This is a genomic window from Caballeronia catudaia, assembly GCF_001544755.2.
Classification (GTDB): domain Bacteria; phylum Pseudomonadota; class Gammaproteobacteria; order Burkholderiales; family Burkholderiaceae; genus Caballeronia; species Caballeronia catudaia.
In genome coordinates this window covers 36803-52228 of the sequence record NZ_FCOF02000025.1, presented here as the reverse complement: position 1 = coordinate 52228, position 15426 = coordinate 36803, and the positions used below count along the sequence as shown (strand labels likewise).

The window sequence follows — 15426 nt, the reverse complement described above, 5'->3', positions numbered from 1 at the left end:
CAGCAGCGAAAAGTTACTTGATCACTGCCTTGCTGCGCAACCCTTCCTCGAACGTCTGCAGCTTCTCCTGCTGGATCTGCTGCGCGATCTGCGCCTTCACCTGATCGAACGGCGGCGGGGCGATCTCGCGCGAATCGTCCATGCGGATGACGTGATAGCCGAACTGCGTCTTCACCGGCTCGGGCGTCACTTCACCCTTCTTGAGCTTCTCGGCGGCCGCGCCGAACTCCGGCACGTAAGCCGAAGGCGACGACCAGTCCAGATCGCCGCCGTTCTTGCCCGATCCCGGGTCCTTCGAATATTGCTTGGCGAGATCCTCGAAGCTCGCGCCGCCCTTGATCTTCGTGATCAGATCCTTCGCCTGCGCTTCGTTGTCGACGAGGATGTGATGCAGATGCAGTTCCTTGCCGCCACCGTTCTGCTTCACGAGCTGGTCATAGCGCGCCTTGATTTCGGCGTCGGTCGGCGTGTTCTTCTTCACGAAGTCTTCGATCAGCGCGCGCAGCACGACGGTCTGCTGCGCCACCGCGATCTGCGCCTTCACGTCGGGACGCGTCGCGATGCCTTCGCGCGCGGCTTCCTGCATCAGGATTTCGCGGTTGATGAGTTCCTCGCGCACCGCTTGCTGAAGTTGCGGCGAATCCTGCTGACCTTGCGCCACGAGCTGCTTCACGAGCGCATCGGCGCGCGACGTCGGAATCGGCGTGCCGTTCACGACGGCGATGTTTTGCGCAAACGCGGGAGCAGCCGCGAATGCAGCCAGCAACACCCAGACGCGGGTTTTTTTCAAAGTCATCGGAGGTTCCTAACTGAGCAAACTGACGCCTTCTCAGGCGAGATTCAAGAGGCAAGATAACGGACGAAAACTCGGGACGAAACGCGGATTGAAACACGAGCCGCGCGTTTATTCGAATTGTTCTGCGAACTCCTGCGGCGTGTAAGCACGGATCGCGAGCGCGTGCACGCCGCGCCGCATTTCCTCGGCCAGCGCATCATACACCAGTCGATGCCGCCCCACGCGCGCCTTGCCGGCAAAGCAATCGGCGACGATCGTCACCGTGTAATGGCTGCCCGACGCCGCGCCCGCATGGCCCGCGTGCGCGGCGCTGTCGTCGTCGATATGCACGGATTGGGGTTGCAGCGCCGCGTTCAGCCGCGCTTCGAGATGCGCGATCTTGTCCGCCGCCGATGCGCTCATGAAATCGAAGGATTCGCTCATTGCCCGTCCTCCTTCATGTATTTGGCAAGCCAGAAGCTCTGCGCGACGATGAACAGGACGAGACAGCCCGTCGCGCCGAACAGCTTGAAGTTGACCCACTGATCCGTCGTGAAGTTATAGGCGACGAAAAGATTGACGATGCCGAGCAACGCGAAGAACACGGCCCACGCAACGTTCAGTTGTCCCCACACGCGATGCGGCAGCACGATCTGCTTGCCCATCATCGCTTCGATCAGATTTTTTCTGAAGCCGAGATGCGCGACGATCAGCGCGAATGCGAAGAGCCAGTAGAGCGCGGTCGGCTTCCATTTGATGAAAGTGTCGTTGTGCAGCACGAGCGTCGCGCCGCCGAACACGACGACCACGCCGAGACTCACCCACAGCATCGGATCGACCTTGCGATGCCGGAACGCGACCCAGGCGATCTGCACGAGCGTCGCCGCAATCGCGACGGCCGTCGCGGTGTAAATGCCCCAGACCTTGAATGCGACGAAAAAGAGAATGATCGGAAACAGATCGAACAGAAATTTCATTGGCGTCCGGACGTGAGGGGCATCGGATGAGGGCGAGGCGCGCGAAGAAAAGCGCCCGCGAGAAGCGGCGGGCGCCGGTACGACGAAATGCACGGCTCGCGCTTACTTGGGTTCGAATTGTAGCGCAGCCGAGTTGATGCAATACCGCAAACCGGTCGGGGCGGGGCCGTCCTCGAAAACGTGGCCGAGGTGCGCGCCGCAGTTGTTGCACAGCACCTCGATGCGCAGCATGCCGTGCGACCGGTCGGTTTTTTCCTGAATCACTTCGCCGTTGATCGGCTTGAAATAGCTCGGCCAGCCGCAGCCGGCGTCGAATTTGGTGTCCGATTCGAAAAGCGGCGTGCCGCAACACACGCAGTCGTAGACGCCGCGGTCCTTGTGATCCCAGTATTTGCCGGTGAACGGGCGCTCGGTCACGGCGTGACGCGTGACCTGATACTGCATGTCGTCGAGCTCACGGCGATACGAAGCGTCGTCTTTTTGCAGCGGGTAGCTCTTCGGGGTGTCGTCTGTGCTCATCTGTCGTTCCTTGGGTCTGGCCGGGAAGGCCTTGTATATGAGGGCGATGCTACGAAGAACAACTCACCTCGAGTTCGCCCGCCCAGTCGGGCGGCAGGGCGGCATACGCCTCGTTTTCCGGCTGCTCGTCATAAGGGCGGCGCAGTACGTCCAGAAGACGCGCCACTTCCGAGAAATCCTTCTCGTTCGCCCGGCGGATCGCCTGTTCCGCCAGATGATTGCGCAGCACGTATTTCGGATTCACGCGATTCATCGCCGTGGCGCGCGCGGCGTCGTCGCGCGGTTCGTGCGCGAGCCGTTCGCGATATTGGACGGCCCACGCATCGAATGCGGCGCGGTCGAGAAAGAGATCGCGCACGGGCGCATCGCGGCTCGCGTCGGACTTCGAGAGTTTCGACAGGTTCCGGAACGTGAGCGTGAAGTCCGCGCGATTCGCGTGCATGATTTCGAAAAGCCCGTTGGCGAGCTTGTCGTCGCCTTCGCGCTCGATGTCGAGGCCGAGCTTCGCTCGCATCGTCGCAACGAGCGCGGGCCCGAACCGGTCCTTATAGCGTTCGAGCACCTTCTGCGCTTCTTCGACGACGCGTTCGGCGCGGCCTTCTTCCGGCAGGTTGCCGCCGAAGAGCGGCACGAGCGCCTGCGCGAGACAAAAGAGGTTCCAGTACGCGACCTGCGGCTGGCGGCTGTAGGAATAGCGCCCCTGCGTATCCGAGTGATTGCAGACGTGATGCGCGTTGAACGCGTCCATGAAGCCGAACGGACCGTAGTCGATCGTAAGACCGAGAATCGACATGTTGTCGGTGTTCATCACGCCGTGGCAAAAGCCGACGCCTTGCCATTGCGCCATCAGGTCGGCGGTCGAGCGCACGGCTTCGTCGAGCAGCGCGAGATACGGGTCGTCGGCCTCTTTGCAATGCGGATAAAAGCGGTCGATCACGTGATCGGCGAGCTTGCGCAGATCGTCGACGCGATCGTTCGAATAGAAATGTTCGAAGTGCCCGAAGCGCACAAAGCTCGGCGCGACGCGCGTGACGATCGCGGCCGTTTCGATGGTCTCGCGACGCACCGGCATATCCGCGCCGATGACGGCGAGCGCGCGCGTGGTCGGGATGCCCAGATGGTGCATCGCCTCCGAGCAGAGAAACTCGCGAATCGAAGAACGCAGCACCGCGCGGCCGTCGCCCATGCGCGAATAGGGCGTGCGTCCCGCGCCTTTCAACTGCACTTCGAGGCGCGCGCCATCGTGCTCTCTCTCGCCGAGCGTGAGCGCGCGGCCGTCGCCCAGTTGGCCCGCCCATACGCCGAACTGATGCCCCGAGTACACGGCGGCATAGGGCAGCGCATCGCTCGGCCAGTCGCGCGTCGGATTGCCGGCGAAGTACGCGGCGAATGCGTTCTTTTGGGGGCCGGTGGCGACTTCGGGATCGAAGCCGAGCGATTCGGCCATCTCGGGCGAAAGCCCGACGAGATAGGGATCGGCGACGGGCGCGGCGGGCAGACGGGTCAGGAAAGCGGTGCCGAGCGCGGCGAACGAGCCGGGCAGACCGACGCGGATCGCGCTGGCGATTTCGTCGACGGAACGCGCGTCGGCGGGCGTCTCGTCGCGCGCCGCGCGCACGGCATTGCTTGGGGAAAACGACATGTTGAGCGCCTCTGAGTTAAACGATATTGTAATTCCGCGTCCGCGGGCCTGCAGGAGCCGGCTCGCATCGATTGCCAAGCTACAGACCCATCCGAGGACATCGCCTATGACGTCGCCGCTCTACGGCCAGATGATGGAAGTACCGTTGCTCGCGTCGTCCCTGCTGTCCCATGCTTCGCGTCACTTCGGCGACAACGAAATCGTGTCGCGTCGCATCGAAGGCGATATCCACCGGTATACCTGGCGCGATTGCGAGAAACGCGCGAAGCAACTCGCGCAGGCTTTGACCGCGCTCGGCGTGGAACAAGGCGAGCGCATCGGCACGCTCGCATGGAACGGCTACCGGCATCTGGAGTGCTATTACGGCGTCTCCGGCATGGGCGCCGTGTGCCATACGATCAACCCGCGGCTCTTTCCCGATCAGATCGCGTTCATCATCGATCATGCCGACGACGCCTACGTCTTCTTCGACATGACCTTCGGTCCGCTCGTCGAGATCGTCGCGCCGCAGTGCCCGAACGTGAAAGGCTGGATCGCGCTCGGCGATGCTCCATGCATCGAAGAGCATTTGTCGAACCCGAGCGTGCCGCTGATGAGCTACGAGACGCTCATCGCTGCGCACGACGGCAATTACGACTGGCCGATGCTCGACGAGCGCCAGGCCTCGTTTCTCTGCTACACATCCGGGACGACGGGCAATCCGAAGGGCGCGCTGTACTCGCATCGCTCGACGGTGCTGCACGCTTATGGCGCGGCGCTGCCCGATGCGATGGGCGCGTCATCGAGCGATGCGATCCTGCCCGTCGTGCCGATGTTCCATGTCAATGCGTGGGGCATTCCGCACGCGGCGCCGCTCGTCGGCGCGAAGCTCGTGTTTCCGGGCAAGGACCTCGACGGCAAGTCGCTCTACGAGTTGATGGAAAGCGAAGGCGTCACATATTCGGCCGGCGTGCCGACCGTATGGATGGGCCTGCTCAACCACATGAAGCAGCACGACGCGCGCTTTTCCACGTTGAAGCGCACGGTGATCGGCGGCTCCGCGTGCCCGCCCGCGATGCTGCGCACCTTCGAGGAAGACTACGGCGTGCAGGTGATTCACGCATGGGGCATGACGGAGATGTCGCCGCTCGGCACGCTGTCGCGTCTCTCCTTCAGGCAGAAGCAGCGTCCGCTCGACGCGCAGCGCCACTCGCTCGAAAAGCAGGGTCACGCGATCTTCGGCGTCGACATGAAGGTAGTCGGCGACGACGGCCGCGAGCTGCCCTGGGACGGCAAGTCATTCGGCGATCTGTATGTGCGCGGCCCGTGGGTCATCGGCCGCTATTTCCGTCGCGACGACTCGCCGCTCGTCGACGGCTGGTTCCCGACGGGCGATGTCGCGACCATCGATCAGGACGGCTTCATGCAGATCACCGATCGCAGCAAGGACGTGATCAAGTCCGGCGGCGAATGGATCAGCTCGATCGATCTGGAGAACATCGCGGTGTCGCATCCGCAAGTGGCGGAAGCGGCGTGCATCGCGTGCGCGCATCCGAAGTGGACGGAGCGGCCGTTGATCGTCGCGGTGTTGAAGCCGGGCGCGACGCTCACGCGGGAAGAGTTGCTCGCGCATTTCGAGGGCAAGGTCGCGAAGTGGTGGATTCCCGACGATGTCGTGTTCGCCGACGAGTTGCCGCATACCGCGACGGGCAAGCTGCAGAAAGTGCGGCTGCGTGAGCAATATCGGGAGTATGTGCTGCCGGGCGCGGCTGAGAATCCCGTCTAGGCTGGTCTTGCCGTCTCGGCAAAGCCCCGGTCCGTGCGCGCGGAGCCGGGGCTTTCGCACTCTTGCGCCCCTGCTCGCCGCGCAATCATCTTAATTGAACGATCGTTCTCTTTTGTGTATTCTGGACCGATCGCCCACAATCGATCCGTTATCCGGTCGACAGGAGACACGTTCATGGCAGTGGACTACACGATCCGCGGCGGCGTCGCCGTCATCACGCTCGACAATCCGCCCGTCAACGGGCTCGGGTATTCGACGCGCCTCGGCATCGTCGAAGGCGTCGAGCGCGCGAACGATGATGCGAGCGTGCGCGCCATCGTCATCATCGGCGCGGGCAAGGCGTTCTCGGGCGGCGCGGACATCACCGAATTCAATACGCCGAAGGCCACGCAGGAACCGACGCTCACCACGGTGATCCAGGTGCTGGAAGCCAGCGCGAAACCGATCGTCGCGGCGATCCACGCTGTCGCGATGGGCGGCGGTCTCGAGCTCGCGCTCGGCGCGCATTACCGGATCGCCGCGCCCGGTGCACAGATCGCGCTGCCGGAAGTGAAGCTCGGCCTTCTGCCCGGCGCGGGCGGCACACAGCGCCTGCCGCGCGTGATCGGGCTGGAAGCGGCGCTGAACATGATCGTGTCGGGCACGCCGGTGTTGTCGGAGAAGCTCGCGCATACCGGGCTTTTCGACGAACTCGCGCAAGGCGATCTGCTCGAAGCCGCGCTGTCTCTCGCCGGCCAGGCCGCCGACCGGGGCGGTGCGCATCCGAAGGTTCGCGATCGCGCCATCGAACATCCGAACCCCGAGGGTTTCATTCGGTTCGCGAGGAACGGCGTTGCGGCAGTCGCTATGCATTTTCCGGCGCCGCACAAATGCATCGACGCGATCGAAAAGGGCGTGAAGGAAGGCTTCGAGCGCGGCCTTGCGTTCGAGCGCGAATGCTTTCTCTCGCTCGTGCAGACACCGGAAAGCCGCGCGCTGCGTCATGCGTTTTTCGGCGAACGCGCTGCGGGCAAGATCGCCGATGTGCCGTCCGGCACGCCGGTCCGAAAGATCGAACGCGTGGGCGTCGTCGGCGCGGGCACGATGGGCGGCGGCATCGCGATGAACTTCCTCAACGCGGGCCTGCCCGTCACCCTGCTCGAAACCAAGCAGGAGGCGCTCGACCGCGGCCTCGCCACGATGCGCGCCAACTACGAAGCGCAGGTCAAAAAGGGCAAGCTCACGCAGGAGAAAGCGGAAGAGCGCATGGCGCTGATTCAGCCTACGCTCGCTTATGAAGCGCTTGCTCAAGCCGATCTCATCATCGAAGCCGTGTTCGAGGATTTGAGCGTGAAGGAACAGGTGTTCCGTCGTCTCGATGAAATCGCGAAGCCCGGCGCGATTCTCGCATCGAATACATCGACGCTCGATCTGAACAGGATCGCGTCGTTCACGTCGCGTCCCGGCGACGTCATCGGCATGCACTTCTTCAGCCCCGCCAACGTGATGAAGCTGCTCGAAGTCGTGCGCGGCGAGAAGACCGAAAAGGACGTCCTCGCGACCGTCATGCAGCTCGCGAAAAAGATCCGCAAGACGGCCGTGGTGTCGGGCGTGTGCGATGGCTTCATCGGCAACAGAATGATCGAGCAGTACATTCGCCAGGCGCTTTTCATGCTCGAAGAAGGCGCGCTGCCCGCGCAGATCGATCGCGCAATCGAAAAGTTCGGCTTCGCGATGGGCCCGTTCCGCATGAGCGATCTCGCGGGCAACGACATCGGCTGGGCCATTCGCAAGCGCCGTTATCGCGAGCAGCCCGAGTTGCACTATTCGCGCATCGCGGATCGTCTGTGCGAGACGGGCCGCTTCGGGCAGAAGACCGGCGCGGGCTGGTACGACTATCGGCCAGGCAAGCGCGACGCGTTGCCATCAGAAAGCGTTGACGAGATGATCGTCGCGTATTCGAAGGAACGCGGCATCGGGCGGCGCAGGATCGACGATGACGAGATCGTCGGACGCCTCGTGCTGTCACTCGTGAACGAAGGCGCGAAGATCCTCGAGGAAGGCATCGCCGCGAAGGCGTCGGATATCGACATGGTCTATCTGACGGGCTACGGCTTTCCGCTCTGGCGCGGCGGGCCGATGCTCTACGCGGACACCATCGGCCTCTACAACGTCGAACGCGCGATCCGCAAATACGCGAAGCAGGTCAACGGCGACGCGTGGCAGTTATCCGCGCGCGTGACCGAACTCGCGAAATCGAATGGACGCTTCAATGGCTGAGATGAAACCTGTCGAAGATGTACTCCTCGTCGTCGATGTGCAGAACGATTTCATGCCGGGCGGAGCGCTCGCCGTCGCGCGTGGCAATGAGATCGTGCCTGTCATCAATCGCCTGGCGCGCGCGTTCTCGCATGTCGTGCTGACGCAGGACTGGCATCCGCGCTCGCATGTGTCGTTCGCCGCGAATCACGCAGGCCGCAAGCCCTTCGAGACGATGACGCTGCCTTACGGCGAACAGGTGCTGTGGCCGGTGCATTGCGTGCAGGACACCGAAGGCTCGGCGCTGCATCGCAAGCTGCATGTGCCGCATGCGCGGCTCGTCGTGCGCAAGGGGCATCACGAGCGTGTCGACAGCTATTCGGCGTTTCTCGAAGCCGATCGCGTGACGCCGACCGGCCTCGGAGGGTATCTGCGCGATGTCGGCGCAACGCGTGTCTGGCTCGCGGGACTCGCGACCGACTATTGCGTCGCGTGGTCCGCGCTCGATGCGCGCGCCGCGGGTTTCGAGGTCAACGTGATCGAAGACGCGTGCCGCGCGATCGACCTGAACGGCTCGCTCGATCAGGCGTGGCGAGACATGCAGGCCGCGGGCGTGAAGCGCGTGAGGTCGGAAGACATATTGAAGGAAAGGGAGACGACATGACCGATGCAGTCATCGTATCGACGGCGCGCACCGCGCTCGCCAAATCCTGGCGCGGCGCGCTGAACATGACGCACGGCGCGACGCTCGGCGGCCACGTGACGAAGGCTGTCGTCGAGCGCGCGGGGCTCGATCCGGCGCGCATCGAGGATGTCATCATGGGCTGCGCGAATCCGGAAGGCGCGACGGGCATGAACATCGCGCGGCAGATCGCGTTGCGCGCCGGCCTGCCCGTCTCCGTGCCCGGCATGACGGTGAACCGCTTCTGCTCGTCGGGTTTGCAGACGATCGCGCTCGCGGCGCAGCGCGTGATGACGGGCGAGGGCGATGTCTTCGTCGCGGGCGGCGTCGAATCGATCTCGTGCGTGCAGAACGAGATGAATCGCCACATGCTCGCCGAAAGCTGGCTGAACCAGCACAAGCCCTCGATCTACTGGTCTATGCTGCAGACCGCGGAGAACGTCGCGCGGCGCTACGAGATAACGAAAGAACGGCAGGACGCCTACGGCGTGCGCTCGCAGCAGCGTGCGGCGGCAGCGCAGGCCGCGGGCAAGTTCGACGATGAAATCGTGCCGATCACCGTGCTGGCCGGTCTCGCCGACAAGTCGACGGGACGCATGTTCACGCAGGAAGTCACGCTCACCGCCGACGAAGGCATCCGCGCCGACACGACGCTCGAAGGCGTGTCGAAGATTCGCACTGCGCTGCCGGGCGGCGTCGTCACGGCGGGCAACGCGAGCCAGTTCTCCGATGGCGCGTCGGCGTGCGTCGTGATGAACGCGACGCTCGCCGAGAAGGAAGGCCTGCAGCCGCTCGGCATCTTCCGCGGCTTCGCGGTCGCCGGCTGCCAGCCGGATGAAATGGGCATCGGTCCGGTGTTCGCGGTGCCAAAGCTGTTGCGGCGCGCGGGCCTCAACGTCGACGATATCGACCTGTGGGAGCTGAACGAGGCCTTCGCCGTGCAGGTGCTCTATTGCCGCGACAAGCTGGGCATTCCCGACGAGCGCCTGAACGTGAACGGCGGCGCGATCGCGGTCGGGCATCCGTACGGCGTGTCGGGCGCGCGCCTCACCGGACACGCGCTCATCGAAGGCAAGCGGCGCGGCGCGAAGTTCGTCGTGGTGACGATGTGCATCGGCGGCGGGCAGGGCGCGGCGGGGTTGTTCGAAGTCGTGTGAGCATTTGCTGCTCGATGATTTTTGCTAACCTTCGGGATTCATCGCAAATGAAGGAGTCGCCGTGCTACGTCACATCGTCATGTGGAAGCTGAAGGAAAACGCCGGGGGCGCGAGCCGCGCGGAAAACGCGCAGAAGCTGAAGGCGAAGCTCGAAACCTGCCGCAGCATCGTGAAGGGTCAGGGGCATTTCGAAGTCGGCACCGCGCAACCGGGTTTCGACTGCACGTATGACGTCGTGCTCGTCTCCGATTTCGACGACAAAGCCGCGCTCGAAGCGTATCAGGTCCATCCGAAACATCAGGCGCTGAAGGACTTCGTCGCGGCGATCCGCGAAGAACGTCAGTGCGTCGATTACGAAGTGTGAGCGCGATGTCCTCTTCCGAATCATCAGCAGGCGGCGTGTCCCTCGAAAGCCCGTTCATCGACGCGCTCGGCGTCGAGATCGTCAAGGCGAATGACGGTGAAAGCGAAGTGCGCATGCCGCTTCGGGACGAGCACATGAACACGTGGGGCATCGCGCACGGCGGCGTCACGATGACGCTGCTCGACAGCGCGCTCGCGGTCGCGGCGCGCAGTATCGCGGGCGATGGCATCGGCGTCGTCACCGTCGAGATGAAAGTGAACTTCATGCAGCCGGGGCGAGGCGAGCTGCGCGGTTACGGCCGCGTGCTGCATCGCTCGACCACGATGGCCTACTGCGAAGGCGAGATCCGCGACAGCGAAGGCCATTTCGTCGCGAAGGCGCTCGGCACGTTCAAGTACATGAAGCGGCTCGCGGTCGGGCGCGACATCGTCAAACAGAAGATGCGTTCCGATCCGAAGGCGAAGCCCGGACCGAGCGACGCCTGATTTTCGCATTGTCTCCAAGGAGAATCCGCATGGCAGACGCACAGATCAACCGTCAGATTTTGCTCGTCTCGCGGCCGCAAGGCGAGGCGTCGGTGTCGAATTTCAAGCTCGTCGAAACGCCGCTCGCGCCGCTTCAGGACGGCGAAGTGCGCGTGCGCAATCACTATCTGTCGCTCGATCCGTACATGCGCGGGCGCATGGACGACGCGAAATCGTACGCCGCGCCGCAGCCGCTCGATCAGGTAATGATCGGCGGCACCGCGGGCGTCGTGAGCGAGTCGCGCAATGCGGCGTTCAAGACCGGCGACCACGTCGTCGGCATGTCCGGCTGGCAGGAATACGGCACCTCCGATGGCAAGGGGCTGAACAAGGTCGATACGTCGCGCGTGCCGCTTTCCGCGTATCTCGGCGCGGTCGGCATGCCGGGCGTCACGGCGTGGTACGGGCTGAACGGCATCATCGAGCCGAAGGCAGGCGAGACGGTCGTCGTGTCGGCGGCGAGCGGCGCGGTGGGCAGCGTCGTCGGGCAACTGGCGAAGGCGGCCGGCTGCCGCGCGGTGGGCATCGCGGGCGGCGCGGAAAAGTGCCGCTATGTCGTCGAGACGCTCGGCTTCGATGCGTGCGTCGACTACAAGGCGGGCAAGCTCTACGAGGATCTGAAAGCCGCGACACCCGATGGCGTCGACGGCTATTTCGAGAACGTCGGCGGCGAAGTGCTCAATGCCGTGCTCGCGCGCATGAACGCGTTCGGGCGCGTCGCGGTGTGCGGCATGATCTCCGGCTACAACGGCAAGCCCCTGCCGATGGACGCGCCCCGGCTCATCCTGACGCAGCGCCTCAAGCTGCAGGGCTTCATCGTCTACGAGCATCTCGATATCTGGCCGCAGGCGCTGAAGGAGCTCGGCGAACGCATCGCGACGAAGAAGCTGCATTTTCGCGAGAGCATCACGGAAGGGCTCGAAAATGCGCCCGAAGCGTTTCTCGGCCTGTTGCGCGGGAAGAACTTCGGCAAGCAGCTCGTGAAGCTCGTTTGAATCACGAGGACCGAACGTGGAACGCTTCGAAGGCAAGGTCGCCGTCATCACGGGCGCGGGTAGCGGGTTCGGGCGCGAGTTCGCGAAAGAGGGCGCGGCGCTCGGCATGAAGCTCGCGCTCGCCGATCTCGACACCGCCGCACTCGCCGCAACCGTCGAAGCGGTGCGCGCGACGGGCGGCGATGCGATCGGCGTCACGACGGACGTGTCCGATAGCGCGCAGGTCGAAGCGCTCGCGCGCGCCACGCTCGATGCGTTCGGCGGCGTGCATCTGCTCTTCAACAACGCGGGCGTAGGCGCGGGCGGCTTCGTCTGGGAAAACAGCGCGAACGACTGGCAATGGGTGTTCGGCGTGAACGTGATGGGCGTCGCGAACGGATTGCGCGCATTCGTGCCGATCATGCTCGAGCAGAAGGAGCCGGCGCATATCGTCAATACGGCGTCGGTGGCGGGCCTGCTCGCGGCGCCCGCGATGGGCGTCTACAACGCGTCGAAGCATGCGGTCGTCGCGATGACCGAAACGCTTCATCACGACTTGCGGCTCGCGGGCGCGTCGCTCATCGGCGTGTCGCTGCTGTGCCCCGCGTTCGTGCCGACGGGCATTGCGGACGCCGAACGCTCGCGGCCCGAGGCGCTCGCCAACGCGGCGCCTTACACCGCCTCGCAAAAGCTCGCGGCGCGGCAACTGACGCGAGCGGTGGAAGGCGGCAAGCGCTCGGCGCGTGACATCGCCGGAGCCACATTCGACGCGGTGCGCGAAGGACGCTTCTATGTCATCACGCATCCGCACATCATGCCGTCGGTTCAACTGCGGCTCGACGACATCGCGCAACTGCGCACGCCGACCGATCCGATGTCGCTGAAACGTCAGGGCTGACGGGCTGACGTGGCGCGGTTCGTGGCATCATCGTGACCCTTTTGACGCTTATTCCCGCCGATGCCGCTCAATCCGAAGATCGCGCAAATTCTGGAGATGGTCGCGCGCGCCAATCGCCCGCCGTATCACACGCTCACGCCGCAACAGGCGCGCGCCGCGTATGCGATGAGCGCGCAGATTCTCGATATCGCGCCGCTGCCGATGTTCAGCGTCGAAGACCTGCGCATCCCCACGCGCGATGGTGAAACGATCGGCGTGCGCATCTACCATCCGGTCGAGCCGGGCTGGGCCGAGCCTTCCGCGGGGCTTCTCTATTTTCACGGCGGCGGCTTCACGGTCGGCAGCGTATCGACGCATGACGCGCTGTGCCGAAAGCTTGCGCACGATGCGGGCTGCGCGGTCGTATCGGTGGATTATCGGCTGGCGCCGGAGCACAAGTTTCCCGTCGCGGTCCACGATGCGTTCGACGCGCTCGTCTGGCTCGCGCGCGAAGCGCTGACGCTAGGCATCGATCCGGCGCGGCTCGCCATCGGCGGCGACAGCGCGGGCGGCACGCTCGCGATCGTGTGCGCGGTGCTCGCGCGCGACGCGGGTATCGGCTTGCGGCTGCAACTGCTGATCTATCCGGGCACGAGCGCATGGCAGAAGAGCGCATCGCATGCGCGGCTCGCCGACGGATATCTGCTTTCCGGCGAGACGATTCAATGGTTCTTCGCGCAATATCTGCGCGACGACCGCGATCGCGACGACTGGCGCTTCGCACCGCTCGATGCGGCAGGCGGGGTGCCCGACTTCGCGAACGTGGCGCCCGCGTGGATCGCGGCGGCGGACCACGATCCGCTATTCGACGAAGACATCGCGTTTGCTTCAGTGCTCGAGAAGGCGGGCGTGCCAGTCACGCTCATGCGCTACGAAGGCATGATTCACGAGTTCTTCAAGATGGGCGGGTTCGTGCCGGAAGTGGCGCAGGCGCACGCCGATGCGGTCGGGGCGTTGCGGAAGGCGTTTGAGACGGCGTAGCGAATCAGCCGATCTCAAACCCGAACGCCCGCTCGAACGCCCCCGGCCGCACGATGCGATGCGAACCGTCGTCGTCGCTGCGTTCCTTGATCTCGAGCGACAAGCCGCCCGCTGCCAGCATCACGCGCAAAGCCGTCGTGCTGCGCGTCCCGTATTCGGGCGTCTCGATGAACGCCGCCGACAGCACGCGTTCCCGCTCGATCGAAATGCCCGTCGAAGGAAGATGCTCGTCGTTCGCGATGTGCGGATCGCGCAACGTTTCGATGAGCACATCGAGCGACGGCCGCTCATCGGCGTGAATCAGATCGCACAACGCCTCGCGCTGCGCGACGAGCTTCGGCCACGGCGTATTCAGCAAGCTGTTGGACAAGCCATGCACGCCCGCATCGAGCAGAACGGGCGGCGCATCGGCGCGATTGCCGTACCAGCCGAGCTCGCGCCGCGTGAAATCTCCGCACAGCAGATTGAACCCGTTATAACGATGACCTTCGCGCGCCACGCCTCGCAGGTAGTCCATCGGCGCAACGCGTTCGCCCGCGAGAAACGCGCTCACGAGCGTGCCGCGCGTCGGCGCATTCGGACGCATCTCGCTCGGCGCGCGATAGTTCGTCAGCGCCGCAAAGCGGCCATCGCGTGAGACGCCGAGCCACGTTCCGCCGCCCGTCAGATCGCGGCCCGCGAGGACGCCCGGCGCATCGGTCCACCAGTGCATCGGCTCGGCATCGCGGCGAAAGAATTCGTCGCGATTGGCCGAAAGGGTCAGCAATGCGCGGCCGTTCTCTTGCGAAGCCGCGGGCTGCCAGTCGAAGACGATCAGGCACATGCGCGCAAATCCTCAAGCGTCCGCGGGGAAAGCGTAGGGCAGCGGCACGAAGGTGAGCGCGGGACCCTCGGCGGAACCGACGTGCACCGTGCCGTTGTCGAGCGCCGCGAGCTTGACCTCCACGAGACAGTCCACCCCGCCGCCTTCGCCCGGCGCCACGTTGACGACGAGCCCGCACGGCTGGCCGGGATCGTCGGAATGGAAGAGCTCGGCGCCGGCCGTCGCGCAATCGGCATGCGCGAGCGCCGTGCGCCGCTTGATCGTGCCGCGATACTGGCTGCGCGCGACGATCTCCTGACCCGGGTAGCAGCCCTTCTTGAAGTTCACGGCGCCGAGCACGTCGAAGTTCACCATTTGCGGAACGAACTGCTCGACCGTTGCATGCGTGATGCGCGGCTCGCCGGCGTGAATGTCGAGCCAGTCCCACATCGCCTCGGGTACACGCGCGAGCTTGCCTTCGAGCTTCGCGAGCTGCGTTTCCACATCGGCTTTCGGGCCGACCCACAGGAAGCGCGGCCGATGCGCCGCATCCGGCACGCGGATCAGCGCGCCGTGCGGGCCTTCGACTTTCACGTGCACGCCGTCGGGCAGCGCATCGAAAATGCCGGACAGCGCCGCCCGCACATCGCCCGCGAAGCCGACAGCGGCGACGTCGGGTGTCGCGTCGCTCAACTTCGCCTTCGAGCGCAGCACGAACATCGACAGACGCTTTTGCACGGCGGCCTGCACGTCCTGCGCGATCAGAAGACGCACGGTGTCGGCGGTGCGCCACATGAGGAACGAGCCGAGCAGCCGGCCCTTCGGCGAACAGTAGCCCGCGAGACGCGCCGTCGACGCGTCGAGGTGCTGGACATCGTTCGTGATTTGCGTGTGCAGGAAGGCGGCGGCGTCCTCGCCCCTCACGTCGATCACGCCGAACTGGGTGAGCGGCATGTACGCGCCGGCGGTCTTGACGGATTCGAAGTCGGAGGCGGCGAGGGCGGTAGTCTGGGAATTCATGAGGTGGGCGGTTGTCAATCCGGTTTCAATCCGGCTGTCGATGCTGTCGTTTGGGCCCGGGCCGGCGAA

Annotated in this window: 16 protein-coding genes; 9 read left to right on the top strand and 7 right to left on the bottom strand. The window is 64.6% G+C overall.

Translation table 11 applies throughout. The annotated features are described in order from the left end of the window. Window positions 1-13: 13 nt before the first annotated feature. From AWB75_RS23625 to AWB75_RS23605, 5 genes are all read right to left on the bottom strand, one after another. Window positions 14-796 (bottom strand): peptidylprolyl isomerase, encoded by a 783-nt coding sequence (locus AWB75_RS23625; RefSeq protein ID WP_061126471.1) that lies wholly within the window; start codon window positions 794-796, stop codon window positions 14-16. Window positions 797-904: 108 nt separating this feature from the next. Next, window positions 905-1219, bottom strand: coding sequence for a BolA family protein (locus AWB75_RS23620; protein ID WP_061126470.1), 315 nt, complete (start codon window positions 1217-1219; stop codon window positions 905-907). Further along, window positions 1216-1752, bottom strand: a complete 537-nt coding sequence (locus tag AWB75_RS23615) for a septation protein A (RefSeq protein WP_061126469.1) — start codon at window positions 1750-1752, stop codon at window positions 1216-1218. Before AWB75_RS23615 ends, AWB75_RS23620 begins: the two co-directional genes overlap by 4 nt. Before the next feature lie 102 nt (window positions 1753-1854). Then, window positions 1855-2271, bottom strand: a complete 417-nt coding sequence (msrB, locus tag AWB75_RS23610) for a peptide-methionine (R)-S-oxide reductase MsrB (protein WP_061126468.1) — start codon at window positions 2269-2271, stop codon at window positions 1855-1857. A gap of 49 nt (window positions 2272-2320) precedes the next feature. Then, complete coding sequence (locus tag AWB75_RS23605) at window positions 2321-3913, bottom strand: protein adenylyltransferase SelO (protein ID WP_061126467.1); 1593 nt, start codon at window positions 3911-3913, stop codon at window positions 2321-2323. Window positions 3914-4019: 106 nt separating this feature from the next. Here AWB75_RS23605 and AWB75_RS23600 point away from each other — a divergent pair, with 106 nt between their 5' ends. The 9 genes from AWB75_RS23600 (at window position 4020) to AWB75_RS23560 (ending at window position 13535) form a co-directional block, all read left to right on the top strand. After that, on the top strand, window positions 4020-5678 hold the full coding sequence (locus AWB75_RS23600; RefSeq protein ID WP_061126466.1) for a 3-(methylthio)propionyl-CoA ligase: 1659 nt from the start codon (window positions 4020-4022) through the stop codon (window positions 5676-5678). Between the two features lie 174 nt (window positions 5679-5852). Next, window positions 5853-7937, top strand: a complete 2085-nt coding sequence (locus AWB75_RS23595) for a 3-hydroxyacyl-CoA dehydrogenase NAD-binding domain-containing protein (protein WP_061126465.1) — start codon at window positions 5853-5855, stop codon at window positions 7935-7937. Window position 7938: 1 nt separating this feature from the next. Continuing rightward, window positions 7939-8580 carry a bifunctional nicotinamidase/pyrazinamidase gene (gene pncA / locus AWB75_RS23590; RefSeq protein ID WP_061126464.1) on the top strand — a complete coding sequence of 214 codons (642 nt, stop codon included), beginning with the start codon at window positions 7939-7941 and terminating at the stop codon, window positions 8578-8580. After that, window positions 8577-9755 (top strand): acetyl-CoA C-acyltransferase, encoded by a 1179-nt coding sequence (locus AWB75_RS23585; RefSeq protein ID WP_061126463.1) that lies wholly within the window; start codon window positions 8577-8579, stop codon window positions 9753-9755. The genes pncA and AWB75_RS23585 overlap by 4 nt, the downstream gene beginning before the upstream one ends. A gap of 61 nt (window positions 9756-9816) precedes the next feature. Then, the gene (locus AWB75_RS23580; protein ID WP_061126462.1) at window positions 9817-10119 is read left to right on the top strand and encodes a Dabb family protein; all 303 of its coding nucleotides are present in this window, start codon (window positions 9817-9819) and stop codon (window positions 10117-10119) included. A 5-nt stretch (window positions 10120-10124) separates the two neighbouring features. Beyond that, on the top strand, window positions 10125-10604 hold the full coding sequence (locus AWB75_RS23575; RefSeq protein WP_061126499.1) for a PaaI family thioesterase: 480 nt from the start codon (window positions 10125-10127) through the stop codon (window positions 10602-10604). Window positions 10605-10633: 29 nt separating this feature from the next. Beyond that, entirely contained in the window at window positions 10634-11638 is a 1005-nt protein-coding gene (locus AWB75_RS23570) for an NADP-dependent oxidoreductase (protein WP_061126461.1), read from the top strand. A gap of 16 nt (window positions 11639-11654) precedes the next feature. After that, window positions 11655-12515: an SDR family oxidoreductase gene (locus tag AWB75_RS23565; protein WP_061126460.1), complete on the top strand. Its 861-nt coding sequence runs from the start codon at window positions 11655-11657 to the stop codon at window positions 12513-12515. A gap of 60 nt (window positions 12516-12575) precedes the next feature. Further along, on the top strand, window positions 12576-13535 hold the full coding sequence (locus AWB75_RS23560) for an alpha/beta hydrolase (protein WP_061126459.1): 960 nt from the start codon (window positions 12576-12578) through the stop codon (window positions 13533-13535). A gap of 4 nt (window positions 13536-13539) precedes the next feature. Here AWB75_RS23560 and AWB75_RS23555 read toward each other — a convergent pair whose 3' ends face one another. Together AWB75_RS23555 and ygfZ are read right to left on the bottom strand one after the other, a co-directional pair. Then, a complete protein-coding gene (locus AWB75_RS23555) occupies window positions 13540-14358 on the bottom strand; it encodes an NRDE family protein (RefSeq protein WP_061126458.1) in 819 nt (272 codons plus the stop codon). A gap of 12 nt (window positions 14359-14370) precedes the next feature. Continuing rightward, on the bottom strand, window positions 14371-15357 hold the full coding sequence (ygfZ, locus tag AWB75_RS23550) for a CAF17-like 4Fe-4S cluster assembly/insertion protein YgfZ (protein ID WP_061126457.1): 987 nt from the start codon (window positions 15355-15357) through the stop codon (window positions 14371-14373). Window positions 15358-15426: the final 69 nt, after the last annotated feature.

Coding starts and splice junctions, on each gene's coding strand:
- AWB75_RS23625 (WP_061126471.1), bottom strand. CDS start 796: ATGACTTTGAAAAAAACCCGCGTCTGGGTGTTGCTGGCTGCATTCGCG.
- AWB75_RS23620 (WP_061126470.1), bottom strand. CDS start 1,219: ATGAGCGAATCCTTCGATTTCATGAGCGCATCGGCGGCGGACAAGATC.
- AWB75_RS23615 (WP_061126469.1), bottom strand. CDS start 1,752: ATGAAATTTCTGTTCGATCTGTTTCCGATCATTCTCTTTTTCGTCGCA.
- msrB (WP_061126468.1), bottom strand. CDS start 2,271: ATGAGCACAGACGACACCCCGAAGAGCTACCCGCTGCAAAAAGACGAC.
- AWB75_RS23605 (WP_061126467.1), bottom strand. CDS start 3,913: ATGTCGTTTTCCCCAAGCAATGCCGTGCGCGCGGCGCGCGACGAGACG.
- AWB75_RS23600 (WP_061126466.1), top strand. CDS start 4,020: ATGACGTCGCCGCTCTACGGCCAGATGATGGAAGTACCGTTGCTCGCG.
- AWB75_RS23595 (WP_061126465.1), top strand. CDS start 5,853: ATGGCAGTGGACTACACGATCCGCGGCGGCGTCGCCGTCATCACGCTC.
- pncA (WP_061126464.1), top strand. CDS start 7,939: ATGAAACCTGTCGAAGATGTACTCCTCGTCGTCGATGTGCAGAACGAT.
- AWB75_RS23585 (WP_061126463.1), top strand. CDS start 8,577: ATGACCGATGCAGTCATCGTATCGACGGCGCGCACCGCGCTCGCCAAA.
- AWB75_RS23575 (WP_061126499.1), top strand. CDS start 10,125: ATGTCCTCTTCCGAATCATCAGCAGGCGGCGTGTCCCTCGAAAGCCCG.
- AWB75_RS23570 (WP_061126461.1), top strand. CDS start 10,634: ATGGCAGACGCACAGATCAACCGTCAGATTTTGCTCGTCTCGCGGCCG.
- AWB75_RS23560 (WP_061126459.1), top strand. CDS start 12,576: ATGCCGCTCAATCCGAAGATCGCGCAAATTCTGGAGATGGTCGCGCGC.
- AWB75_RS23555 (WP_061126458.1), bottom strand. CDS start 14,358: ATGTGCCTGATCGTCTTCGACTGGCAGCCCGCGGCTTCGCAAGAGAAC.
- ygfZ (WP_061126457.1), bottom strand. CDS start 15,357: ATGAATTCCCAGACTACCGCCCTCGCCGCCTCCGACTTCGAATCCGTC.